Raw genomic sequence first — 25820 nt, 5'->3', positions numbered from 1 at the left:
AATCAACAACAGGCCTATTAGAAAATTCAACTACCTAACTCCTAAAGAGAAATTATTATCTTACAAACCCGTTGCACTTATTACTTGAACACGGCAATACCTTTTTCCCACTGAAATATTCATAACCAAGTTTGCCAACAAAATAGGTAGCACTTACACCTGCTCCAATAGGCCCAAAAAATCCTATCACACCAAAAGAAGCATCTACAGTTGCCTCTAAGCCACTTATTTGACCTTGATCATATTGTAAATATGTTACACCTAAACTAAGCCCACCAACAATATTACCTGCAACCTTAAATTTGCCTGCCGTATTCAAAGCACTTTTGTATCCATTTCTATAGCCTTGAACCCCCCTTACAAACTTCCCATTTGCACCTTTTTCAAGAATTTTAGTGGAATTGTAGTTGCCCTTAGAATCCTTCCACCAATATTTATTGGCAAAGGTATTTTCTAATCCAGAATATGTTACACCTCCTACACCAAGGACATTTCCTGCAAAACCCCAATCAAAACCACTTCTTAAAGGTTCACCAAAACTTCCCATATTCCCAAATCCACCCGCTCCAAATAATGCTGGACCCCTTGCAGATGCAGCCGAAGATACTCTTTTGGTGCTGCCGTCTGAAAACTCTATGTAGCTATAAACTGATCCAACCCTTTTTCCATTAGAATCGACATTATAATTCATACCAAACCAAACCGGATATTTCCCATCTGGATATGCCCCGCTAAATGACATTGACCCTGTACTATTTCGAGCGCTATAGGTTCCATATCAGTACGAATAGGTAAATTCATCGATCTCCAAAATGTCTACTATCTGTATCTCATGATTTTATTAAGGAACGCCAAATCATACTTCCTTTCGTGTTGAGGAATTGAAGAAAAAAAACAACCTAATACTTTATTTTTCAGAACTCTTCTATAAATTTTTCTTTATCAAAATCCTTAATCACACTTTCCATTATTTTTAATTGTTCGCTTGTAGGATTCTCAATAATTAATTGAAGAATTTTATCTAATGCTGAACTTTTATCTTCAAAAAAGATATACAAGAATGCGATATCTGATTGTACTTTATCATTTTTCGGGTTCATTTCTAATCTTTTTTCATACACTTCAAGAGCCTCCTTATACTTCAGCTTAGCTAACTCCAACTTACCCATTTTCTCTAGAATAAATCCCTGTGCAGTTATTACTTCAGCAAAGTCTTGTTTTTTAGTTTCAACCTTTTTTAAAACTTCTAGTGCACCTTCTAATTCCCCTTTTCTTCGCAAGACTTGAGATTTATTTGTGTATGCCAACAGATATAAACTATCAATTTCAATTGCTTGATCTAAATAAACTAAAGCAGAATCATATAATATACTACTTAGAGAATCATATCCATGGGAAGCGTCACTCATAAGACTGATAGCCTTGTTATTTAGTTCTATAGCGATAGAATCTGCAATATTTATACTATTGATTTCACTTTGATTTAATCTATTTTCCTGACTACAACAAGAAAAAATGATCAAAACAATGGAAAATAAAGCTTTATTATTCATATTTTATTTTCTTGGTAGCCCTATACTTCTTATATGGACAGGTATTGTCATTGTAGTAGAATGGTTATTACCAGCTGAGCCAAACCTTATATGGTAACTAAATTGCAAATTAACAACAACGGTTCCAGAGGTTGGCAACTGAATTTTAACCCCACCCAAATTTGAAAACCCATCAGGATATTTAACATTAATTCCATCTTTATAAGCGAAAGTAGATTTACTAGCCATCTTTCCATCAACCATCAAAGAAGCCGTTCCCTTGAAAGTAACATCTCCTTGACTTTTGGCAGGTGTCGTGCCTGCTGCTGATGAATTAAAATAATATCTCCCGTCTTTACCTTTTACGACTGAATAATGCCCAATCATATTAAACATAGCATTTACTCCAACGTTTTCGGCTAACATGTAATCATATTTCATTTTATTAAAAGAGTTACTTATTTCCTGATAATTATTAGGCCCTGCAATCTGATAGCTTCCATTAAAAGAATCTCTCCCAATCGTTGAATTGTTACCGCTATGCAAACCATAACCATCAGACCATAAGAAATCATCTTCTTCTGGATTGGTTTCTTCTCCATTCACCACACTCTGTTCTGTTGAATCCTCCGGTTCTGGCTCTCCCTGTTTTACTTCTCCCATCACCGAATACGCCTCCATGCCATCCGGGTCAATAAAACGCATCGGGTTATTAAGTGCATAGTTGTATGGACTATGCCTTCTTGCTTTCTCCGCCAGCGGATCATGCACAAACCATCGCCCAATCGCAGGAATATAGAATCTCGCCCCGTAATCATACATGATCACACCTAAGCCGCTTGTCAGCTCTTTACCATTATAAAGATAAGGATTCACCCAGCCCTGCAAACTGGCCCCTCGCTAAATCAGTCCACAAGACTGATTATTCACGCTCGGTCCTCTCCATATTGGTAACCTAGTCCCGAGAGATCCACTCCCCAAGGATTCCCGATATCGCTGCGCTCATCGGGACAGGCGCCGTGCGTCTCCTGCACGATCAAAGGACCCGTGCTCATGATCTGGAATTGGTCAAACCAAACGTTTTCAATAGTTTCGTTGACCAAGTAGGTCTCGATATATCCATCCTTTTTGATGGCAAGTTTTTGAATCAGTTCCTCATGTTTATTTCTAGCTTCTTTACTTAGTACGACTTTACCTTGCTCATATAAAACCGAATCAGAATCATAGAGCGCATACCCCATATAGGCTTCTGGAACAGGTTTTTGCTGGACTTCTGAGATTACCAAGGCAATCAAATTGGCAATGGCGATTTAATTAGGAGCAGCTGCCAAATTCTGACCATACTCGGCTAATGTTCGAATAATCTTTTGGTCCAATCCTGTTCGAACGAAACTGGCTGGGCTTAGCCTAACTTTCTTAGGATCCACATACTTCCCAAAAACCCCGATCTCCAAACTGTCTCCTTGTTGGACCTCAAGGCTCCGGGAAGGCCCCAAAGTCCGGTTTCTATCCAAACTGAATTAAGTAAAAAAAAACCAATTTATGACTCAGTGGAATCCTTGGAAAATCTGATGACTATTGTTTTATAAACGACTTGGTGACTTACTTATATCAATAAGTAAAGTAAAACATTTAAACACCATGATTACTTAAGCAAGTTTGCAATTTCTTTAAATGAAGAACTTTTTTTTACCGCTTCTTTTAATTCGATTATATCCCATCCTGATTTCCATATAAATTTTGTTATGTCAATCCTATTTAAAACTTCATTTTTGAAATCACTTAATAAAACTTGTGTAACCTCCGGTTCATACTCAAAATCAATCAATATTTGCCTTCCTTTTAAAAGGGGATTAAAGCCCCAAAAGCCAAGAAATTTTACTTTAAACGCTTTCTTAATTTTAAATTTAGCTCCTGATTCGTCTATCAATTCAAAGCTTGTATAATCTAATTTACGAAGGAGCTCTTCACTAGTAGATTTAAGGTCTTTTTCCTTGAAGTATACATAGACCATATTATCCTTTTTTGGAAGCACTATTACAGGATATTTTAATTCAGCTCGCATATAATTTTCAATTTAATCTACAATTCGCCCCCCGCCTGAAATAGTACCTGCTTTAAACCAAGTAGGAGTACCATACCAATACTGACCTAATGCCCCATAGCCTGGCTGTCCCAAATAATTCAAACCATGACCTGCTCTAAAATGTAAACTTTGATTTGGAAATGTCATCAAATTCCAAGGTTGATTTGCTACCGCTTCCAAACCGTATTTTTTAGCAGTTGATTGATGTATAGCCCAGTGATGAACTGGTTGTCCTGATTCTGCATAGCCTTTTTTATTCAGCCATTTTCTGGTAGCGCTCCATGAATGAGAACCCAATTTCCAAGCACCTTTTCCAATTCCTGTAGCAATAGATTTAACCAAGAAAATATCAGAAATTGCAATAGCTGAATTAAATGCTGCCCAACCATATTTACCATTTTGGAAATCGTCTACTGCAGCCTTACCACTTCCCCAAATAGGAATCATGCTCTCTAAGGTTCCTGGCTGTCCTACACTTTTATTTTCTTTGGTCCCAGAACCATTACTTCCACCTCCAAACATCCCATTAATTCTTATTCCTTCAGAACTATTTTCACTCATAGGAGCAGACCATATTTTCACCCATTTACCATCCCGATATTGGGATGCTCCAAAACGATTCTGGACTACTGCACCTTCACCATATATTGAACCATTTTCTTCTTCATTTGAGCAATTAGGGCAATCCTGGCTCATACTTTCTCCTGAAACTACCGGTGTCCCCTGTACTGAATAAGGAGCCATCCCGTCTGGATCAATAAACCTTAGGGGGTTATTGAAGGTATAATTATATGGGGAATTACTTCTCATCAACTCCGACAAAGGATCATGCACAAACCATCTCCCAATCGCCGGGATGTAGAATCTTGCTCCGTAATCATACATAATCACTCCAAGGCCACTAGTCAGCTCTTTACCATTATAAAGGTAAGGATTCACCCAGCCCTGCAAACTGGCCCCTCGCTAAATCAGTCCACAAGACTGATTATTTACGCTCGGTCCTCTCCATATTGGTAACCTAGTCCCGAGAGATCCACTCCCCAAGGATTCCCGATATCGCTGCGTTCATCGGGACAGGCGCCATGGGTCTCTTGCACGATCAGTGGACCCGTGCTCATGATTCGGAACTGGTCAAACCATACGTTCTCAGCCGTTTCATTGACCAGGTAGGTCTCAATCTAGCCATCCTTCTTGATCGCCAGCTTTTGAATCAGTTCCTCGTGTTTGTTTCGGGCTCTTTTGGATAGGATGACCTTTCCTTGTTCATACAGATTACTGTCTGCATCATAAAGCGCATAGCCCATATAGGCTTCCGGAGCCGGCTTTCGCTGGACTTCTGAAATTACTAAGGCAATCAATCACTTTGGCAATGGTCCCTTAATTTGGGATTATTATGACTAATACCTTGGTAACAGAGAGGGTAAAAAGCTGCATTTACTTTTTATTTTAGCCTAAAATATTCTCATAATTCTCAATAATACACTCCTCTCTATCAAAACAAATATTTAATAGTTTATCTGTACTCATCTTTACATACAATTGTAGTATTGGAACAGAATCATGAAAGATATAATTCCCAAAAAACTTCCTATTTGTTAGTAATATTTTATTTTCTTTAGGATCAAATTTCCATTGGCCTTGCTCAACTATTGGATTTTCAATATCACCTCCATAGCAATCATTTAGTATAGAATAATTTCCATTTTTGTTCAATACCAAAAGATCAGGACATTCAATCTCCCCTTTTTTTGTTTCCTCTGTTCCTACGTACAACCAATGACCTATTAAATTTTCATTAATACTTTGAGAGCAAGTTCTATTGCTAAATAGAAATACTACTAAAACTAAATTAAAACTTATTTTCATAGTTACGTTATAAATTATCGTCCAAAGAAATATGGAGTTGGATCAACCCAATTCCCTTTTACCATTATTTGTACATGAATGTGTGGAGTTATGCCTTTAGGGTAACCCAATGCTCCTAAATTAGCAGCTGTGCCAATTATTGTTTGCCCAGCTGTAACATTATATTTTTTCCAAGCATTCACACCAGAAGGAATATTAACATATAATATTCTTACTTTATCAATACCTAAGGTCGAGTTAGAAGGTGTGATATCGATCATAGGCTTTCCAGAGGTAGCCCCAGTATAATTCACAGCACTACCTGTAACCGGAGACACCAAATTTTGACCCACAGTCGTTAAGATATCAATACCCATATGCTTCCTGCCACCTCCATCTCGAGAGGCTCCAAAGTGCCCACTTCCATAAGCATCCTGCCCTCTTAATGCTCCACCGCTTGGATTTATTAAATCACTTACATTTTGAGCCCTTTCCGCAACCATTAAATTTGGTAGAGATCTTTCTGGAAAGGACATACTTGAAGCCATATTTTCATTTACCCTTAATCCAGCCCTCTGCCTAATTTCATTATTTACTCTATTTCGCGATTCTTGTTGTTGCTTGGCTCGTTCTGCATTTTTACGTTGGACTTCTTTTCCTCCTCCATTTGGGGATATTGGCATGTTTACGTCTTCAGGAGCTAAATACCCATCTACCGTAATCCCCCCCATCACCGAATACGCCTCCATGCCATCCGGGTCGATAAAACGCATCGGATTGTTGAGTGCGTAGTTATATGGACTTTGTCTTCTCGCCTTCTCCGCCAAAGGATCATGCACAAACCATCTACCAATCGCCGGAATGTAAAACCTCGCTCCGTAATCATACATAATCACTCCAAGGCCACTAGTCAGCTCTTTGCCATTATAAAGGTAAGGATTCACCTTGATTCCTCCATATTGGTATCCTAGTCCCGAGAGATCTACCCCCCAAGGATCATAATGGGTCTCCTGCACGATCAAGGGACCTGTACTCATGATCCGGAACTGGTCAAACCAAACGTTTTCAGATGTTTCATTGACCAAATAGGTCTCGATATACCCATCCTTTTTGATCGCCAGCTTTTGTATCAGTTCCTCATGCTTATTTCTTGCTTCCTTACTTAAGACGACTTTACCTTGCTCATATAAGACGGAATCCGAATCATAGAGTGCATAGCCCATATAGGCCTCGGGTGCAGGTTTTTGCTGTACTTCTGAGATTACCAAGGCGATTACATTGGCGATCGCTATTTCATTGGGAGAGGCTGCCAGATTCTGACCATACTCCCCTAAGGTTCGGATTATCTTTTGGTCCAATCCTGTTCGAACGAAACTGGCCGGGCTTAATCTGACTTTCTTAGGATCCATATATTTCCCAAAAACTCCGATCTCCACACTGTCTCCCTGCTGCACTTCCTGACTTCGGGAAGGACCAAGTATTCTTCCACGATCCGCATTGAGCCACGCTGTCGCATAGCCTCCGGGGGTCTTGTTATGCTCACTTGCGCCTTGGCGAGATTCCTTGATATTGTCAAACAGCTCCTCCTCCTCTTCGGCCTTTTCAGGCTCCATGGTTGCCATTCTAAGCGTGGACTGTGGTGCACGGACTACCTGACGTACATTTCCCAAATGATCTTTGACGAAGAATTCGTATTGGAACGCTGAATTCTCATAGGCAGCGCGTCCTTCCTCATGCATGATATAGGACAGTGTATTGGCACCCGAATTGATTTTTTCAAACACAAATTCCCCCAAATAATCCAACGTAGTGGTAGTGGCCCCTTCTACATTTACCTGACGAACCTTCACTCCTTCGGCATTGTACCAATAGGTGAGGCTTCTCCCAGTCCCTGAGAAGACAATGGACTTGGGAAGGTTTAGGTGATTGTAGGTAATGACCACGCTGTATTGATCATTATTCCCCAACAGATTTCCGTTAGCATCGTAATTGTAGGTACTGGTTCCCAGGTTTTTGTAATCTTTGGCCAGATAGGTTGGATTAGTCTGGTAATCATAGACATAGGTCAGCTTGTTGCTATGCGTCCCATAGCTGTAGGCGAGATTATCCACCAAAGCCCAGATACTGGCAGTCTGTTGGTTGACTCGTTGCAGGGTCTGAATGTTCCCGTTTGCATCGTAATTCACATAGCCAATATTATACCTTCCATCTTGCCAGCTGTAATCCGGTACCGTATACAAGGCGTCCTTGATCCTGTTGTTGGCATCATAGAAATAATTATAGATCCTTTTTGTATTGTCTTGACCTCGCCACTCTGCTTTTGAAATATTTCCGTTGAATTGGGGAGAATCACCACCCGATTCATAAAACAATTCCTGAGCAAACACTTTGTCTGTGGCATTGCTTTCCTGAGGATTGTTGATGCGCTTCAGCCAACCTCTGATATTGTAGGTATAATTCATCGCCGCATTGGCAGCCACAGGAAAAGTTTTATTGGTCAGTTGCCCAAGTTGGTCATACTGAAAATTGACCAAGGTGACCGCCGGGTCTGAATTGATTTTATGGGAAATGGAGGTCAATAGACCTGCATTGTTGTAAGCATAGTTTTTGGTAATGGTTTGGGTTCCCGGGGTAGTAAGTTGGGAAATGGTCTCGATAGGCTTGTTTTCAAAATCAAATCGGGAAGAGGATCGGATTGTACCCCCCAAATGATGGTCCTCAATGGTCTGAATCAATCGCCCCAAATCATCATAATAAATGGCCGTTTCATACAAGGTGTTGTTGTCTAGATTCCGAACCAATTTTCCTGTCAGTAATCCGTGGGTTTTAGTCGTCTGATCATGGTAAGCGGTATTTGGTTTGGAATAGGTAAGCGTCCCTTTTCTGAAAGTGTAATGGTCAAAATAGTTGACGGTCAAAACTTCTCCTTCTCCCCCGTCTATGGCTCTAGGGAAACCTCCCGCATTGGTAGTTCCCGTTTTGCCGGAGGTCGCATTGATCACCGCATTATTGGCACCAAGTGTGTTGATGGTAGTTTGCAGCGTTTGTCTGTCCGACGAATTAGTCACCAATCCAGTCATGACTTCCCTTCCCAAAGCATCATACTTCGTGTAAAGCCACTTGCCCAGACCTGCCAGATTTGCATCCCGATAGGCCACCAAGCGGTCCTGAAGGTCATAGACCATTTCTTCAATTCCTTTGTCCGGAAGTTTTTTGGTGATTTGCCGACCCCTTTCATCGTAGGTATAAAGGTAATACAGTCCATCCCGGATGGTCGCAGCTGTAGAACTTTGGCTATTTGAGATGATTTCAAAAACTGCTTTCGGAGGCATTACTACCCGCAATCGTCCAAATGAATCATAGACATAATAAGTACAAAGCCAGCCTGTATGGGTAACAGATGGACTGCCCGATTCCTGAACTTTCTTCAAAATCAATCTTCCCAACTTGTCCTTATACTCAATTACCCGCCGAAGATCTTCATCAAACACCTCCGTTTTGTTCAGCATGCCGGTAGCAAAATTTGCTGAGGTTACGGGTAAACCGGATCCATCCAAAGTCCAGATCCGTACCTCTTCTGACGCGGTATTGGTCAACTCATTGATTTGGACATCTTTATTATTCCAAGCTACACCAGGAACCCCCTGTTTGATCACGCGATTTAAAGGGGAGGATTCAAACGTCTTGTCAGCGTAGCCCTTGGAATCACTGTAAGCAGTGGTATAGTAGGTCGAGTTCAGGGAAGCTGCATTGGTCCGGAATTTTCCTTTGGAGCCGGAGTCGTTATTCGGGAATGGCAAATAGTCCCGATACTGCCTTCCAAAAGCATCGAAAGCCAAGGTACCGACCACATCCGAACCATCCGATGAAGCTGAGAGTTGGACAGTTTGAACAGTCCTTCCCAATCCGTCATGGTAGTTGGTTGATTTATAGGACACCTTATGCGCTGAGCCACGAAGGGAAAAGGCATTGGTCAGGGTATCCCGTGAACTGTATTCTCTTACCCAGTTGAGATTTTCAGGATAGAAGTACACCCAGACTGGCACCTTCGTCGTCAAACATCCGGAAGAAGAGTGTACATAGGCCAAATAAAATAACCGAGAAGCTGTAATTATCGGTGTACTGAATACCTGACTGCTTGAAAGCAAGGTAGTACCATTCGAATCGTACCATCGGTACGCAAATCCTGATGGGGCATTTTGTGCAATGAGATTGACTGAATTACTTGCGGTAATAGTCTCGGACGGGGCTGAGGGCAATACTGTGGTACAGGCTGAAGAAGAGACAACCTGTGCCGACAAACCCTTACAAAGGGTAAAAATTAGTGCGAACGCAAAAAGTGATTTCATACGATTATAATTAAATTTTTAATACCTCCATAAAATCCATCCATTTGGACTGTCAACAAAGGGGCAGAAAAGTCACACCGGCCAGATCTCATGACCCCAAACGTTTCAAAAACAATACATTAAACTCTTCCTTCTCTTTCCTAAGTGGCTTCCAACGCTGTCCCTTTTCCTGAAAAACCACTTCATAGGCCAGCTCTTCTTTTTCAAGCTTCAAGGTCAATATCATAGATGACTCATCAAAAACCCAGTTTCCCACCTCTTCCTGCAAAGCCCCGTTTTCGACCCAGGCCCTTAAAAAGGTCTTATCCTCTTTCAGGTGGCAAACCCATGATTCGGTTTTTTTCCAAAATCTCTTTTCCTCGGCTTTGCCTGCCTCATCGGCTGAAAAATTCTTAGCTGCAGGTATTTCCTTTTTTTGGATGGAAACATCATATTTCCAGATTCCGAACATCTTTTGATCCCCCTTGGAAAGGTTACCATTTGGAGCCAAATCCTGCGAAAAACAGGGGATCGAAAAATTAACAAGCATAAGTAAAATAAAGAGTCTCATATCAGTTGGATTAAGGCTTGATGTAGGTGTATTCGTAATGCTTTAAAACATGCCCCAGGTCATTGGTCACCGTTTCCAACCGGCCAAAAGGATCATAGTGATAATAAGTCCCCTGATTTCGGGGATCAACTTGGGATCGGATTCCTACCAATGGTCTATGGGTATAGGTAGTCATCTGAGAGACTGTGGGATGTACCCGCAGTTCATCTATCAGGGTCCCTGAGCCGCTGATGGTGACACTTCCCGACCCATTTACTTCCACCAACCGCCAGGTGTTGTCTATTGTACCCGTATAGGCAGTGCCATTAATAGTCAAGGTACCCGCTGTACCTGAATTCCTTCTGATCCAAAAACTGAGTTTATACGCCCCAGAGACAGATTTACTGACCTGACCGTTATTGAGAAGGTATACCTTATTCCCGGTTTTGGCCTCTCCCTGCATCACATCCGATTCTACCCCGGCATAGGTCCATCCTCCCTTCTCATTAGTTTCAAATGAGGTGTATGCAATGTTTCCCAAAGCTGAATTTTTAGCCTCAGCTACTACATATTCTCCTTCGTAACCGTAGATTATTGAATGAGTGCTCCCATCCGAAAGGTTATATTGAATCAGATTACCACGGGTATCATAGCCGGTCATAGACATCCTAAGCCTATATCTGGAATCCCTAGAAAGTGCACTTGTTCCAGAGGTCGAAACCTGAGCGTAATTGCTACTGGGAACAGGTGATGCGGTTTCCAAAAAGTAAGCCTGCGACGGTAAATACCAAGACGTACCCGAAACCAAAGCATAATTGGTAACTTGACCTGCCACGACAACATTGGCTCTAGAAGCCTCCCTAACTTGCGTATACTGCTCTACCGGAGTAAGCATGTTTCGGAGAAGTAATTGCCTCAGGGCTTCCGGGGCCCCAGTGTAAACGGTTCCTGCATTTACAATATCATAATTGTAACGGATGATTTTTCGAATAGAAATGGGATTAGGTGAAGTACTCGTTTCTTCAAAACTAGGCTGAAGATAGGTGGGATTAAAATCGCGGGTAGTCAGATTTTCTACCGAATCCGATCCATAATAGAGCGTCTGCTTGGAAGTAGTCTCCAGATACACCCCAACGTCCTGTGTAAGCGTTGCAATCATGTATCGGTGGCCATCATATGGGTATCCCCCTCCTGTACCCGGACAATAGTAGAAAAATCCTCCAACTTCCTCCCCTATAATTACTTGAGCCCCTGCCTGTCCGATATTCAAGGTCTGTCCCTTAAACTTGGTGTAAGACTTGGTAACCACCTCCTTTAAGGCGTTGAGGTTATCATATTTCAGAACTTTGGTAAGTTTTCCCCTTTCCCAGCTTTTTCTGTTTCTCCAAGTTTTATTGGAATATTGGACCGTAAATACCCCATCGGGTATCAAGACATTATTGTCAAACTCATAAATGGTTTTTCCATTTGCATTTGTGCCGTTGGCATATTCAGCAATTCGGGTATAAACCACCGGACTGTCATCAAAACCAGGACCTACTACCGAATTAGAGACCCATGACCTAACCCGAAACTGACGTTGATTTGGTGTACCTGAAACGACATCCCGCTTATATTGGGTGGTTAAAAAATGGAAATTTCTGACATCAAAATTTTTATGACCAAATCCGTCGTCGTTGTTTCCATATCGGTATAGGGTGCTATAGCTGTTTTGCCCATCATTCTTGATGATTTTCTTGATTCTCAGACCTGCTCCATATTTGGTTACACCCGCATCAGAATACTTATGAGGTTCAAACTCAAATTCGGTATATCCTCCAGTAGGAAAAGTGATTCTTTTGAGCACCCCTTCTTTGTAAAAAGTAGTATCGGTGCTTCTGTCTGCCCCCCCGATCGAAATATTCGTTACACCTGTAGAGCTGTTGGCTTGATATTGGACCGATTCCTGAGGAATCAGATTGGTGTTGTTGGTTTTCCCATTGTAGAATCCAAATAAATCCCGGCGGTGAGATCCTTCTACCAAATCCCATGAAAATGTATTGGTATGGTAGGTAAAACTGTACTTATTTATCAGTGTATTCGAACCGTCTCTTATTTCCAATCCATCCAACTTCATTCGAGCATCTCCATTGTTGGAGGCAAGCTTGAAATTGCCCGAATTGAGCAATACATAAGATTTTTCCAGGTAATATTGGCCGTTTAGCTTGGAATAAATTTCTATTCTGCTCAAGCGTTCAATGGATGGACTTCCCGGCAAATCTGTTCGGGTAGTTCCTAAAACAAATCTTACTTTACCCGTCTTAAAATAAATTTCATCCAACGCTAATTGGGTGATTGTGCTGCTGGTGGAAACAAAAGTGGTTACGGGACTGTAAGAGTTACAGGGAAGCAAAACCGCATCTCCCGTATTACACTGGTCCATCAGGGTAATATTGCTTTCAACTTCTGTGGTTGTGATTGTCCCAAGATCCTGATACTTAAAAGTCACATAATCATCAGAATGCTGGGTTTTAATTTCCTGAAGGTACCAAGTTGAGATCGCTGAAGTGTTAATGGATCCCGAAGAGCTACTTAACAATTCGCGATGTCCGTTCTGTCCATTCCAGTCCGCGCCAAAACGATACATTAACCCCTGAGTATCGGTAATGTCAAAATAATTTGGACTGCGTACAAGTTTGATTGCACTTTCAGGAAATAACAAAGGAGGTTGCCCACCCTGTCTCAGGACAAATCGTCCACTTGCACCGGGGTAATTGTAAGAAAACAAATCCGGTTCCCGGTCATTGGTTCCTGTAGCTGTTAGTTCCTTGTAGTTAAAATTTGCGCAGAAATTAAAGGGATCTACGTTGTAGTCATTGGTTATGGACAAAAAATTTGATTCGTCTGCTTTGCCGTTAACAGTTCGGGTGACCTGCCCACCTGCTTGGATCGACCAACCTAATCCAGCCCAAGAAGCCTTATCAGTATACCGGATACCTCCGGCATGGTAGGTTAAAACAATAGGAACCTTGATCGACCCTGCATCTATCTCAAAAATAGGAATACTGATATCGGGTATACCGGTGTACAGGTTCACATTGAAATCCCCGTACTTTTGGATGCCGGCAGCATTGGGGGAATTTTGGGCCGACTTAGGTGTAATTTTTTCAATCTGGGAGGCTACATCCCCCGGCAACTGGGCAAAAAGTTGACTCGGTTGCAAAAACACATACATGGAAAATAAAATCCCGGCGGTAAAAAACTTATTCATAAAACAAAAGGTTAACAATTCTGATGTCAAAAATTCAGCAAAAACTATAAAATAAAAAATACCCGATATAGGGTATTGAAATTTGTTATTTTTTTTATTATTCAAAATAAAATTTTGAAATAAACCGAATTTAAAGCGTGACGAAATATTTTTTCTTTAGGACATCCTGATTATTGTTTGATGAAATAAGTTTTTTGAGTTTATTGAAAAAAAATTTTTGAAAATTCAAACACAAAAAAATTTAAGAACATTTTTATGATATTTTCATGGATAAACACTATTTTTTCTTAATAATTATCAAGAAAAAAAATTAGTATTTTATACTAAAATCCAATACCTCTATTCAATTAGAGAATTTTTCATAGTTGTCTGAGCATATCCCATTAGGTTATTACTTAGAGTTTGTTGCCAGAACATTGCATTTCCGGTCAATTATTCTGACCAAAATCATATTCCCAATTGTTGGATCCATATTTCCAGAAAATGAGTCCCATTTTCAACCTAGTTGAAAAAGGATGGTTTTAGGAAAACCCAAAAAATGGAAAAGCATCTATCTGAAGTACTTTTTTTAAGGGGAATACATTAAACCTTTAGAAAAAACCCGTACAGGAAGCCTGTCCGGGTTTTGTATTGGGTCTGTTTGGTTAATGGTGTATTCCCGAGAGGAGCTTATCCTCGAGTCGGGCTTCATCCACGGTCAACTGACAAATGCTGACCAGGATAGTCCCTGCCGTGATGGCGTAGCCTGCGATGGACTGCACCAGCTCGGGAACGAATCCCGGAGCGGTGACCACGGCTATTCCTACGGCTGCGATGATCAATCCCACTCTCTTCAACTTTTGGAAGAAAGGAGGCGTGGGCGCAACGGCCCGGTATTGGAGTTCTTGGAGTGTGTTCATTGTTTTGATTTAAAATTTGAGATTTGAGATTTGAGATTAAGAGATAAGAGATTAAGAGATTAGAGATTTGGCTCTTGCTTCTTGCCTCTCGCTTCTTGATACTAGCTACTTGATACTAGATACTAGATACTAGTTCTCTTCAGGCTTCTCGAAACAGCTCCTTTGCCCAGAAAAGACCTAACCCATTCCTGCTGGCTTTCCAGTCGGACCACTGCTTCTTTCAGCACCTGAAACTGATCCCTGATTTGCCTGAAGTCCTGGATCAACAACTTCAGAAAATAGGCGATCACCGAGAGTAACAGCGATAAGATCGCTCCTACCCAACCTAGGAGTACGAGGGTATCCGGCATGATTCCCTGAGGTAAGGAACTCCCACAGACACTACCTGCAACTCCACTACTTCTCCCCGCTCCCAACAGCAGCCCAGTTCATCGAACAAGCGCTGAAAAGCCAAGCGGGTAAACAAGGGTCTACCCTCTGCCCGATAGCAGGTCACGGGGGCCATGATTCCGGAGGTCGGAAGATGATCCGGGCCCAGGGATTTGATCCAGCCCTGTTTCCCTACCCGGATCATCCAACCCTCCGCTTCGCTATGTTCCGGCTGGAGCTCATACACGCCCTCGCTCAGGCAGCTATGCTCCCCGCCATAGCAGGCCTTGGGAGCTTCCCGCATCAGGCAGAGTGGGCGATGTCCCAGGTAAAGCCTCCCCGGAGTGCCCCGGGGAGTGTATCTACGTTTGAGAAGCAATCGCATCAGCTCAGGTTTTACTTACCCCTAGGATTTGACCCGCATTGTAATCCCCGTTGTTCAGGTGATAATCCTCCTGATTGACATTGAGGTAAAACTCTACGCTCAGCACAAACAGGAAATGGGTGCCACTCAACTGGGACTTATCAATGGAAAGCACCGTAGCTTCCATCGGAACCGATACCGGAAGAATGGGAGTCGCCGAAGTCTGGATAGAGCGGGTATTGGCGTCAAAATCCAAACCCACGCCCGTGGCGGTGATTTTAAACCCCTGTGCTTCCACCGGATAAGCTATCTCATTGGTGGGCAGAAATGCCGGAATCTGAATTTCCCAGGTCGCCGCTGAGTCCACCGGCTGGATTTGAAAGAGCAGGGTTTTGGTCAGCGAAGCACGGATGTTCAGTTCCATTCCGCCCAACAAATCCCAGTTGCCGTTTTTCACCTTGCGCTCCCCACGGATACTGATCTCATCCGACTTGAGCACTTTCATCAGCCGTTGATTTAGCCGCAAGCCCAAGCGCTGATCGCTCACCTTGGTGGTCACCGTACGAAGGGCATCTTTCACCAACTTGGTGGAATTGGCATTGTCTGCAAACTCGCGCATGTTTTCCCGGGTTCGGGCATACCTCGGATCATTCATGATCCTGGATTTTTCCACCCCTCCCTTTTCCCGGGCGAGGTAGCCGTCTCGGGTCTTGTAGAAGGACAGTCTCCCGACTCTCCCCTTCAGTGTGATTATACTCGTCTGTTTTGCCATAGTTAAATGGGTTTTAGTGAAACATACCTCCAAGATGAAAGGCCAAAAATCAAGTTTCAACCAAACATGCATTCCTTGCCGTTTTCTGCACTTTTTACCACTTCTCGCACTGGTTTTAAGTAGATTAGGGGAAAAAGAAAAGGCCGGAATACTTATTTCCGACCCTTTATATTCATCGTTTGGGGATTTCTCCTCCCTTTGCTTCAGCCTGTGTTGGTTGCCAGATTGATACAGACCGAGTTTGAAAACCTCAGTTTTTCATTCCTGAGTTTTCGATAAAAAGACAGGTAAATAAATGCCCCGGAAAGGTCTATTCTGGGAGATAACAAAACTTCTTGGGACTGGCTTCTCCGAAACACCGACTCCCGGTACTCCTCTACAATGCCCTGGTCAGGATTATACAGGACAATCCAGGTCTGGTCAGTGTCTCTGGCATTCCCGTAATTGCCCCGAAACTCCCAGTGAAGCTGGATTTTACCTGCTTCAAGCCACTCCAAACGGTAATTTTCAAAGGGAGAAACAAAACCTGTCGAAATTAAAACCGCTTCAAAATTGACCCTGGGCTCGTCTTCGGTCTCTACCATGGCTGATTTTAGGGTATGGGACAGGGCAAGATGAAAGCCTTTACGGGTGGGGGTAATTAACTCCCCATACCCCCGGTCGAGCAATTTGCCCAGCGGTCGCAGTCCTTCGGTCGCTTTCTTGAATTTTTGCTGATACAGCAGCTGAAGTGTGGTGGGCTGATAACTCTTTTTCCAATGCGGCTTCTCCCGGACAATGGTGGTTCCGTTGAGCTGATAAATGACCAGATTGCCCAGTTTGCCTGAGATCTGGCCCAGAAAAGGATGATTTAAAATTGCCATAATTCGTAGTCAGTTGTAAGTTTTAACAGATGGATAGTAAATGGGTAGTCGCCCTACAGCGGCCCTGACGATTTTACGGTTTGGTTACCGTCTGTTTACCGGGATTTTATTGCCTGAGGCAATACCCGGACCGAATCCAGGAGGTAGGGAGACGGTACAATCCCCGAAGGAAATGTAAGACTCCCTGCAGTTACTCTAGACTTTGAATGTAGACTGCCTTGGATTAGCTGGGGGAATCAACTTAATTGAGGTAGGCCGAAAGCTCAGATTCGGATATTCCCGAAAATGCAGAGAACTCCGCCACGGTCACATACTGGCCTTTCGATTTTTCGGTCAGGTGACGGATTTTACGGATCACCTCATGACTATACCGTACACTACGCCCGGTGATCCGTTGGATATCCTTGGCATAGATTACACACCGTTTGGTTTGCATCAAGAGTAAGTTGTTTATGAGTCTTCGAATTCTGTATTGTCCAAAAAAGCAGCGGATGCAAGGGCTGACCTGGAAGCCGCCCTGCTCCTATCGCTCTCCAAAAGCTCCTAAGCTTTAACCCGATATCGCTCGCGATATATTCGATCATCAGACTGATGATCAACTACCTGCAATTGCTTGCTACGAAACTGGATCAAGCCAATTAAAAATCAAAATGTGGGTGGATTCTGTGGAATTTGTGGACTCTTAATTAAAAATTGGAAAAGCAGGACAAGGATTTAGTCACTGCTTAATCCAAACTGACTATCCTATCATGCATTCTTTGGAGAAAGTCTGAACGCTAACTCTTGATAGAAATTACCTCTTAACAGACCAATTTTTCCGTTGAGGCAACCGTTTTTTCCTTTAGCTTTTTCAGACAATAGCGTTCGGTTAGAATTGGGGAAACGAAAGGCCATGAATCTGATATACCGAATTCCACTGTTTGATTTTGAGATCAATGATCTTGACCAACTGGAACAAAACTGGAGCAAAATCTTAGCGGCAATTGAAGTCAGTAGCCCCGATCTTTTTAATTCAATAGCATTTAGATCCTATGCTTCTCTTCCCGAGCCATTGCAGCTCAAGGTGAGAAAATACCTCATAAGAGGAAGATTTCGTCCGACTCCATTTGGCAAATTAGCTGGAATGGGACTGGCATCTTGGTCAAAAACCACGCAAGGACCACCTTCCCTTAATCCCCATTTTCATCAAAGCAAACCTTTAAATTCTCACAATTTGAATGGAAAACTTGCAGAGCAGGTTTTTATACCCATGCCGGGATTGACCCTTAGATTTGGTTATCATCAAGCGTTAACCTATGATAGGAGACTTTCCAAATGGTGTCAATCCAAAATTGAAAAAAATGATTTTTTGGACAAATTTCTTTCAATAGCATACCACAACATTGCAGTCGATTGTCAAGGGAAAAAACCAGAATTTAAAAAGCCAAACCTGGATGAAGAGAAACTGGAGGAGCTGCTTTCTACCGGATTTTTCTATCCAAGTCACCAATATACTTCTTCTGTGGCCCAGAGCATCAATGCTGAAGTTCCTGACCAAATGCACATTTCTTATCAAGTCAAAGAAGTTTTGGATGAATTTATCGCTGAATCCGGAGGCTTGTTTGTGGAATCCAAAAATTCCTATACCAAAGATTTCATCAAATGGTTTGTGGATAGGTACGATGACCGACAAATCTGTTTATACGCTCTTTTATCTGATTCTGATTTTTTGGAGAAACAGATGATTTTTGGAAAAACACCTCCTCCTCCTAAGGCCACTATCCCAAATCACCTTCCCGATTCACTGGATCTAAAAAAGCTCGTTCCCAAAGCACGCTTACCAAGAGGTATTCATGACCTTCAACTTGTATTCAGAATTGGAAAAGATGGAAATCCGATCATTGAAAATATGGTCTGCAATCGCCCTTTTGCTTATTTGGGAAGGTTTAACCAATATTCTTATTTTCAGGATTACGGAAAGACGCTTAAAGAAAGCATCTATGCATCCAAGGATTTGATTTTTGCGCAATTGGATCTTTTTGAATCTCCAAAAGTTCAGGCAATCTGCGAAGGAGCCGAATTGTTTGACTGGAAAATCAGTCCCCTACCCAAAGTCTCAGAAAAACAGATTGGACTGGATGATATTTGGCTAGGAGCCGAGGGAGACAGGATTTACCTTTTGCACCATCAATGTAAAAAGGAAATTATCCCAGTAGTCCTTCACCCGCTTCATGGAGATCAGATCACACATCCACTAATGAAGCTACTCTGGCAAATTGCGCTACAGGATCATTACAAATTTTTAGCTTATACACCAAATGGAAAAAATTTGGGAACAGGTTTAGAACTTAAATGGGGAGATTTGATCATTCAGCCAAAATCCTGGAAGCTGGCACGATCTTCCTTTAAGACCAAGGATTCTTTCCTATTCCATTTGGAGCAGACAGAGATCCCGGGCAGATTTTTGGCAGGCATAGAGGACCGGGAATTGTTGCTTGAAAAAGAAATTCCGACAGATCAGGAAATTCTTTGGCAAGAGCTCAATCGATCTGGAGAGTTGACCCTAAATGAAGCACCGTGGATTGAATCTGACCTGATTTCCAATTCCAGTAGGGTTCCGCTATTTCCACAATTCATCTATCGGCACACCCAGAAAATTGATCATCTACCGATCCAAACTCCTTTTAATCCCATTTATTTTTCAGACCCGAATTGGATTTATCTGATTTTAAAAACTCCCTATTCCGATCTGTTGGAAACACTTGAATACATTCGGGACTATTTTCATATAGAAGGTTTCAAGTATAAGGCGAAGTGGTATTACTTGGTTTACCAAAAATCGACCGAACATGAAATCCGATTGAGGATTTATACGCCCAAGAAAACGTCAAAATTTTTGTTATCCCTGACCTGCCATCTCGACCTGGAAGAGATTACCTGGACTAAAGCCCATTATTTTCCGGAAACTGAAAAATATGGTTTTGAGGATTATGCCAAATCGGAAAAACTTTTTTGTTTGGAAAGTGAATTTCTATTCCGGTTTCACCCGGATTACAATATCAATCTTCTCATACCTCAGCAGCAAAAACTGAATTTTTTAACCGGTTTATGGATTTGGATAATTTATTCCTTAGATAAGGCTGAGATATTTTTTGAGTACTTCAAATGGTTGTGTAAAGAACAAAAAAATCAATTGACCAGCGAGTTTAAATTCAGATTCAGCTACCTCAATAATTACTCATCTTTTGGCTTCGAGGATCGGAAATACCTTGAAATTCTCAGAAGTCATCCTTTCATCTGGAACAGCTACTCCAAAACATTCTTAATGAATCATATGCACATGATGGTCAACAGATTTTTTCCATTGGATGCCAGGGTTCATGAACTGGAACTTTGGTATCGGATATACCGGGAATTGGGAAAAAGGAGATATGGCTCGAGCAGAAGCGGAATCTTGGAAAATGAAGATTGGCTCATCCAAATGATTCAGCCCAATCCTCAAATTACCAGACATATTCAATCCGTCATTTGAGCCATATGGAGTATTGATCTAGATGGAGAAACCATCGGCAATCTGCCTATAAAATTCCTTTTTGTGGGACCTGCTGATCCTTGCAGTGACTCCGTTTTTCATCTCACATTCATAGCCCTTTACTTTATGAAGATAAGCTGCATTTACGGCAAATGATTTATGGACACGCATCATAGTCGAACTCTTCATCTGTCCAAGAGTAGTATCCAGCGTTTGTTTCACCTCCACTATTTGACCATTGATTAAATGGATTTTAGTGAATTTCGCATTTTGCTCGAGAATACAAACCTCGGAAGTTTGAATCACCACTTTTTCGAGCGTCTTATTATTGCCTATTACAATTACATTTTCCTGAAAAACCTTTCTGTGCAATTTGAACTTTTCAGACATTTCTCTGGCATACTCCAAAGCATCAGTCAAATCGGTCGGAGAAGAGGGTTTCTCCAGAAAGCTTAAGGCTTTGATTTTATAGCCTTCCAGGGCCAAATCCCCATGCGCCGAACAAATAATAATGGGAATTTGCAGACCCTGAATCCTTTTGGCCAACTCTAAGCCGCCGAGTTTGGGCATAATTAAATCGAGGATCAGAATATCTATGGGATTGTTTTGAATCCATTGGAGCGCTTCCAGAGGCTGCGTACTGGCAAAAGCTACTTCATACCCTTCATTTCTGGATATCAAATTTGTCAGGTAATCCAACTGGCCTTGTTCATCATCCACAAGTCCGATCTTCAGGATAGGTTGAGTTTGCATAACATACAGTCATTTGAAGTGAATAATGCAGATCTTTTTCCTCTATTTTCATCTCAAAATTCTTCCCAAATTGGGATTTCATGATATTTTTCAGCGCATTTAGCCCAAACCCATGCCCTTGTTCAGATTTGCTGGCATCGATTTTATTGGAAATCTTAAATGAAAGAAAAGGCACTTTCGGATTAACTGTATTCAAATCAATACTAACCAATGCCGGACTTTCAGGATCCTCATAAACTCCGTAAAAAAAAAGGTTCTCTATGGCTGTCAAGAGACATAATTTGGGGAAAGGGAGAGTTTTGGCAATTTCCCGAGGTACGCTACATTGGAAGTCAACAGCCATCTTTTCAAATCTCTTAGATTGACACCTAAAAAAGCACGCTACGGCAGAAACTTCATGCTGCAAGGAATTGGATGCCTTATAATCTTTAAATGAATAGCGGATGAGTTTCAGCAAATCCCCGTAGATATCCCAAAATTCGGGTATGGCCCTGGTCGCCTCATGGATTGAAATGGTTAGCGTATTGAGAAAAAAATGAGGGCTCATTTTCATGGCTCTCCTTTCGAGTTCCAATATTTCCATTTCGAACTTCAATTTCAAATTCTGCTTTTGAACCTCAAGGTCCTGAATCATTTTCCAATACAATCCGGTCACAAACAGGTATTGAAAGAGCCTTAAACTTTCATAGACTATAAAAGCAATCGATATCCTTTCTATGGCTTTAAAGGCTTCGGTTAATCCAAATTTCAGCATGATAAATCCTGCCGCCGATATAGCAAGAATATTCAAGGCTAGGATTCGTCTTTTTTGCTTAAAAAATAATGGCAATACGAAACCTATATACACTACCATGGTAAAAAAACCACCAAGCCAATGAAAAATAGGAATAAGAAAATCATCAATAGATAAATCCAATACCCACGTTGTGATCATCAGATCCAGCAAAAAGTAAATCGTCCAGAAAATACCCAAGAATAGAATGGGATAATCCCAAACCAGCTTCGAAAAGCTGAAATTACCTGCTTTCGCTCTGATTTTACCCTTAAGATGGTCGATTTTACCTGTTACTTTTTTGACAAAAAAGAGGATACTAGTTTTCATCTGAATCAAAATTAAACAGTATGAAAAACTCAAATGCGTACCAGCAATTCAAGAAAGCCTTGAATAACACACGAATCAATCCAATGGGAGAATTGAATTCCGAAAAAACAAGGTCCGTCACAGCCAGTTTTTTTCGAGAATGCCTTACCACCATTACTAGAATCTAAAATTTCCGGACAGGGATAGTATCCCAACACAAAATCAGGATGGCGAAAGCCATGTACACTTTCAACAGGTAGATTACCGGATCGTCATTCCGGTGGGAAATACCCAGTTTAGGATCGGGAACTACCCGGTCCTTTTTTTTGGGTTCCTTTTTGAACTGATTCAATCAGTTCATCGACTGGGATACCATGATAATCGGCAAACTCCTGAAAGGTCAATAATTTAGATTTGGATTTGCCAATTTGCCTCCTCACTTCGTTTAACGCATTATAGGCAAACGATCTGCTCCTTCCCGTAAAGATCATGATGTCCTGGGCATAAATCACCATTCTACCTTTTAAATCCATTAGTTAGGAAATTTTACAAAAAGACCGGCTAAATCCTTGCAAAAGCCTGTCCACCTGAAAAGCAGTTTTTCGAAAAACTCAAAATTAATTACTCTCCTAAATTAATATAAATCAATTAACTAGCAAGTATTTACTTGATTAGAATTAAGAAATCTTAGAATTAAATCATGGCCCTGTAAAAACTTTGACCTACAGATGCCATAAATATGGAGAAGTATTTGAGAAAATTCATATAACAAAATAAAACTTAGGACTGTCTTACCCATTGACTTCTACCACTGATTCTTTGGTGCAATTGGCTGTATTTCAGCTAAAATTGAAGACTCCCTATTCACCAATTTTACCCTTTTCCAAGCCATTTTTACCAAAATAGCGGCTCATTTTACCATTTAGTTTTAATTTTTTTCTCCCTGGCAGAATTTTATCCCAACATGATCGCGCAGTATGGATAGGAAGGGGAAATTGAATTTCACAAGCTGGCCCTCAGCAATTTTAACTTTTATATGGGCCTACACCGGATTGGAAAAACTGATCCGATTTGATCAGAGTCGCAAGGCCTTTCTGAATCAACCCATGCCCAACTGGCTGGAAGAATACCTGGCCTTTTCAATACCCGGGATCGAGTTGCTAATCGCCCTGCTCCTACTTTTTTCTGTCACACGCTGGTGGGGATACCTTGGAAGCATTCTTTTGCTGACGGTATTTATCACTTATGTGGGACTGATCTGGGTAGGAGCCTTTCCTCGGGTACCCTGTAACTGTGCCGGGATCATTGAGAGTCTTGGATGGGCAGAGCACTTTATACTAAATCTGGGCTTGAATGGGTTGGCAGTTTGGGGATTGAGGTTGGAGGCGGGGAAGCTTGGGAGTTAGGGAGTATGGGAGCTAGGAAGTATGGGGGTTGGGAAGTATGGGAGTCAGGAAGTATGGAGTTTGTCGAGTTGTCGGGGTGTCGACATAAAGGGTCCAGCTTCTGGAGAAGCAGGACAACAGTTGACTCTAAAAGCCGTGAGTGATGACACTCTCAGGGGCGAGGTTTTATTCCTTCCTATTGGAAGGCAGGACTGGATACAGAGCAGTTGCTAATTTGACCAAGCAATGAACACTAATTCAAACCTTCGAGTCGCCGCGGCGCACTCAAAGGTTAAAAAAATGGAGCGGTGAGGTGGGATCACCGCTCCGCAGCCACATAGTTGCAAGGATTGGCTGCAAAAAATACAAAAAGAGGTTCATTTCTCTCGATGGCCAGGGTGAGAGACTGGTCAATACCAATGAACCCCAAAAGGGAGATGCCGAAAACCCTTTTCAGAGTAGGCAGTGGATGAAACGGTTTGTCCCTTTTTGATGGGTTAAAAAAGGGTCGTTGGTTATGATTAAAATTCAAAAACTGCTTCCTGCACTGGCATTGGTGCTGGGAGCAACCTTGGCCATGGCAATGAATATTGCCAATCCCGTGCCGAATCAGCTGTTTGCTGAAGATCCGGCAAACCCAGGCCAATTCATCAATGTGACCACTTGGGAACCTGATGAGGATTATGAGTGCGTATCAACTGGAGATTGCTTGTATGACTCGCCAAATGGCACTGTCATTCAAAATGGTACTTTCAGGATTTTACCCTAAAAGTTGTGGGGAGGGCATACCTCCCCACTAGTTCAATCTCTTCGATCAGTTTGATCAATTGGGTTTAAATTCAATTCATTATCCGGAATGGGCAACACATATTTTTTCGACAAAGGAGTCAATCGATAGGTTACACCGGAAATCTTTCTTTCGATTGTGCGCTGAAATGCTGGCTCAAAGTTCAGCCTCCTCAAATCAATCCAATTGATCCCCCTATAAACCAGGCTTTTCCTTTTTTCTTCCAACACCTTCTTGAGCAGGTTTATACCCGAAAGCCCCTCAAAGCCCGAAAAACTCCCCACCTTATATCTTGTTTTCAGGAGATCGTTTAAAGTTTTAAGTGCACCCACAGAATCATTTTTTCTGGCAAGGCATTCTGCTTTTATGAAATACATTTCATCCAATGCAATTCCTCCAAACCTTGCGGCTCTCCCTGTGTACTGTCCTTTGAAAGAAATCCCTCCATTTGCACGGGGTATCGCAAACAATACCTTTCGCAAATCTCCCTCCTCATATCTCTGATACAATTCCGGATTGATCCAAACATTGACATTTCCCACACTGGCATAACTATGGGATAAAATGACGGAATTAAAAATCACTTCAGAATTGTAAACCACAAAGGGATAAGTGGTTGAGGGATTTAAATCCTGATAGTTAAGGAGTGATACTTCAGGCCTTTCTAATATCCAGTTTGCGGCCTCTTCTGCCAGGTCATACATTCCCATGGTCAGGTAAACTCTTGCCAATAAAGCCTTGGCAGTCAACTTAGATGGCCTTGTCTTTAACGGCTCCGACATAGGCAAGCTTTCAAAGGCGATTTCAAGGTCATTAATTACCACCTTATAATAATCCCTAAGAGGAATTCTTGGTGATCGTTCAAGAATTTCAGTGTTCAGTCTTAATGGGATTCCAAGTTCCTGATCAGTTACTCCCTGAAAGTAGGCTGGAGAAAATACCTGCGCTAACATAAAGTGAGCATGAGCTCTATGAAATAACGCTTCAGCTTTCAGTTTTGAAACCTCCTCGCTGGCGGGGAGCAATTCGGCCTGTTCCAAGGCAATGTTTGAAACAAAAATAACCCGATAGAGCCTGGCCCAATCGGCAGATGCCTCACCTGCCCACACCTCTTCATTCCAGATGTAGGCGTTTTGCTCTGAGGGAGAACTCAGGGATCCCCATCCCTGATCGTTGATTACCAAATCATCAGAAGAAAGTAAGCCAAATGCCGGGACAACATTAAGATCTGTGTCATTATCCAACAGTGCCCTGATATCTTCCGCCGTGGTAGGTATCAGTATTCCCTTATTTGGCCTTTCATCTAGAAAGCCTGTGCATCCACTAATCACTATCAGTGCAAATGCGATGATTGTATAATTGATATTTTTCATAATTAGAGAGAATTAAGGTTAAAATCCCCCGGGTTGAATCCATCCCTATGAGAAAATCTCCCGGAGGATCAG

Annotated in this window: 25 protein-coding genes; 3 read left to right on the top strand and 22 right to left on the bottom strand. The window is 41.9% G+C overall.

Features of this window, described 5'->3' with window-relative positions; translation table 11 throughout:
• Positions 1-55: 55 nt before the first annotated feature.
• The 18 genes from CLV31_RS19755 to CLV31_RS19675 all read right to left on the bottom strand — a co-directional run bounded on the left by CLV31_RS19755 (position 56) and on the right by CLV31_RS19675 (position 17294).
• Complete coding sequence (locus tag CLV31_RS19755; RefSeq protein ID WP_111394813.1) at positions 56-691, bottom strand: hypothetical protein; 636 nt, start codon at positions 689-691, stop codon at positions 56-58.
• Between the two features lie 223 nt (positions 692-914).
• Entirely contained in the window at positions 915-1553 is a 639-nt protein-coding gene (locus tag CLV31_RS19750; RefSeq protein ID WP_146250940.1) for a tetratricopeptide repeat protein, read from the bottom strand.
• Positions 1554-1556: 3 nt separating this feature from the next.
• Positions 1557-2408: an RHS repeat-associated core domain-containing protein gene (locus CLV31_RS19745; RefSeq protein ID WP_220084357.1), complete on the bottom strand. Its 852-nt coding sequence runs from the start codon at positions 2406-2408 to the stop codon at positions 1557-1559.
• 50 nt (positions 2409-2458) lie between these two features.
• Positions 2459-2818: a hypothetical protein gene (locus CLV31_RS19740; protein ID WP_181452675.1), complete on the bottom strand. Its 360-nt coding sequence runs from the start codon at positions 2816-2818 to the stop codon at positions 2459-2461.
• A gap of 359 nt (positions 2819-3177) precedes the next feature.
• Positions 3178-3597: a hypothetical protein gene (locus CLV31_RS19735; protein WP_111394810.1), complete on the bottom strand. Its 420-nt coding sequence runs from the start codon at positions 3595-3597 to the stop codon at positions 3178-3180.
• 12 nt (positions 3598-3609) lie between these two features.
• The gene (locus CLV31_RS19730) at positions 3610-4557 is read right to left on the bottom strand and encodes an RHS repeat domain-containing protein (protein ID WP_220084356.1); all 948 of its coding nucleotides are present in this window, start codon (positions 4555-4557) and stop codon (positions 3610-3612) included.
• Between the two features lie 50 nt (positions 4558-4607).
• The gene (locus CLV31_RS22210) at positions 4608-4736 is read right to left on the bottom strand and encodes a hypothetical protein (RefSeq protein ID WP_262510288.1); all 129 of its coding nucleotides are present in this window, start codon (positions 4734-4736) and stop codon (positions 4608-4610) included.
• Positions 4737-4796: 60 nt separating this feature from the next.
• Positions 4797-4976, bottom strand: a complete 180-nt coding sequence (locus CLV31_RS19725) for a hypothetical protein (protein ID WP_111394808.1) — start codon at positions 4974-4976, stop codon at positions 4797-4799.
• A gap of 88 nt (positions 4977-5064) precedes the next feature.
• A complete protein-coding gene (locus CLV31_RS19720) occupies positions 5065-5484 on the bottom strand; it encodes a hypothetical protein (RefSeq protein ID WP_111394807.1) in 420 nt (139 codons plus the stop codon).
• A gap of 14 nt (positions 5485-5498) precedes the next feature.
• A complete protein-coding gene (locus CLV31_RS19715; RefSeq protein ID WP_220084355.1) occupies positions 5499-9812 on the bottom strand; it encodes a DUF6443 domain-containing protein in 4314 nt (1437 codons plus the stop codon).
• A gap of 88 nt (positions 9813-9900) precedes the next feature.
• Positions 9901-10362, bottom strand: coding sequence for a hypothetical protein (locus tag CLV31_RS19710; protein WP_146250939.1), 462 nt, complete (start codon positions 10360-10362; stop codon positions 9901-9903).
• A 10-nt stretch (positions 10363-10372) separates the two neighbouring features.
• Positions 10373-13591: an RHS repeat domain-containing protein gene (locus CLV31_RS19705; protein ID WP_111394805.1), complete on the bottom strand. Its 3219-nt coding sequence runs from the start codon at positions 13589-13591 to the stop codon at positions 10373-10375.
• Positions 13592-14235: 644 nt separating this feature from the next.
• Positions 14236-14490 carry a hypothetical protein gene (locus CLV31_RS19700; protein ID WP_111393442.1) on the bottom strand — a complete coding sequence of 85 codons (255 nt, stop codon included), beginning with the start codon at positions 14488-14490 and terminating at the stop codon, positions 14236-14238.
• Between the two features lie 122 nt (positions 14491-14612).
• The gene (locus tag CLV31_RS19695) at positions 14613-14840 is read right to left on the bottom strand and encodes a hypothetical protein (protein WP_111394804.1); all 228 of its coding nucleotides are present in this window, start codon (positions 14838-14840) and stop codon (positions 14613-14615) included.
• A complete protein-coding gene (locus CLV31_RS19690; RefSeq protein WP_146250938.1) occupies positions 14816-15244 on the bottom strand; it encodes a DUF5675 family protein in 429 nt (142 codons plus the stop codon). The genes CLV31_RS19695 and CLV31_RS19690 overlap by 25 nt, the downstream gene beginning before the upstream one ends.
• A gap of 4 nt (positions 15245-15248) precedes the next feature.
• Entirely contained in the window at positions 15249-15995 is a 747-nt protein-coding gene (locus CLV31_RS19685; protein WP_111394802.1) for a hypothetical protein, read from the bottom strand.
• Positions 15996-16198: 203 nt separating this feature from the next.
• A complete protein-coding gene (locus CLV31_RS19680) occupies positions 16199-16858 on the bottom strand; it encodes a DUF6266 family protein (protein ID WP_111394801.1) in 660 nt (219 codons plus the stop codon).
• Positions 16859-17099: 241 nt separating this feature from the next.
• Positions 17100-17294 (bottom strand): hypothetical protein, encoded by a 195-nt coding sequence (locus CLV31_RS19675; protein WP_111394800.1) that lies wholly within the window; start codon positions 17292-17294, stop codon positions 17100-17102.
• Positions 17295-17750: 456 nt separating this feature from the next.
• On the opposite strand from CLV31_RS19675, the gene CLV31_RS19670 reads away from it, so the two are divergent.
• A complete protein-coding gene (locus CLV31_RS19670) occupies positions 17751-20369 on the top strand; it encodes a lantibiotic dehydratase (RefSeq protein WP_146250937.1) in 2619 nt (872 codons plus the stop codon).
• An 18-nt stretch (positions 20370-20387) separates the two neighbouring features.
• Here CLV31_RS19670 and CLV31_RS19665 read toward each other — a convergent pair whose 3' ends face one another.
• The 3 genes from CLV31_RS19665 to CLV31_RS19655 all read right to left on the bottom strand — a co-directional run bounded on the left by CLV31_RS19665 (position 20388) and on the right by CLV31_RS19655 (position 22736).
• Complete coding sequence (locus tag CLV31_RS19665; protein WP_111394798.1) at positions 20388-21122, bottom strand: LytR/AlgR family response regulator transcription factor; 735 nt, start codon at positions 21120-21122, stop codon at positions 20388-20390.
• Positions 21082-22224 (bottom strand): histidine kinase, encoded by a 1143-nt coding sequence (locus CLV31_RS19660; protein ID WP_111394797.1) that lies wholly within the window; start codon positions 22222-22224, stop codon positions 21082-21084. Before CLV31_RS19660 ends, CLV31_RS19665 begins: the two co-directional genes overlap by 41 nt.
• Before the next feature lie 275 nt (positions 22225-22499).
• Positions 22500-22736 (bottom strand): hypothetical protein, encoded by a 237-nt coding sequence (locus CLV31_RS19655; RefSeq protein ID WP_111394796.1) that lies wholly within the window; start codon positions 22734-22736, stop codon positions 22500-22502.
• A 444-nt stretch (positions 22737-23180) separates the two neighbouring features.
• Between CLV31_RS19655 and CLV31_RS19650 the strand changes: the two genes are divergently transcribed.
• Together CLV31_RS19650 and CLV31_RS19640 are read left to right on the top strand one after the other, a co-directional pair.
• Entirely contained in the window at positions 23181-23609 is a 429-nt protein-coding gene (locus tag CLV31_RS19650) for a MauE/DoxX family redox-associated membrane protein (protein ID WP_111394795.1), read from the top strand.
• 496 nt (positions 23610-24105) lie between these two features.
• Positions 24106-24357 carry a hypothetical protein gene (locus tag CLV31_RS19640; RefSeq protein WP_111394793.1) on the top strand — a complete coding sequence of 84 codons (252 nt, stop codon included), beginning with the start codon at positions 24106-24108 and terminating at the stop codon, positions 24355-24357.
• Positions 24358-24389: 32 nt separating this feature from the next.
• Here CLV31_RS19640 and CLV31_RS19635 read toward each other — a convergent pair whose 3' ends face one another.
• Positions 24390-25748, bottom strand: coding sequence for a RagB/SusD family nutrient uptake outer membrane protein (locus CLV31_RS19635; RefSeq protein ID WP_111394792.1), 1359 nt, complete (start codon positions 25746-25748; stop codon positions 24390-24392).
• Between the last annotated feature and the right edge of the window lie 72 nt (positions 25749-25820).

The sequence above is a fragment of the Algoriphagus aquaeductus genome, from assembly GCF_003253485.1.
In the GTDB taxonomy this organism is placed as follows: Bacteria; Bacteroidota; Bacteroidia; order Cytophagales; family Cyclobacteriaceae; genus Algoriphagus; species Algoriphagus aquaeductus.
The sequence above is the reverse complement of the archived record's forward strand: the minus strand, read 5'-3'. Positions and strand labels throughout refer to the sequence as shown.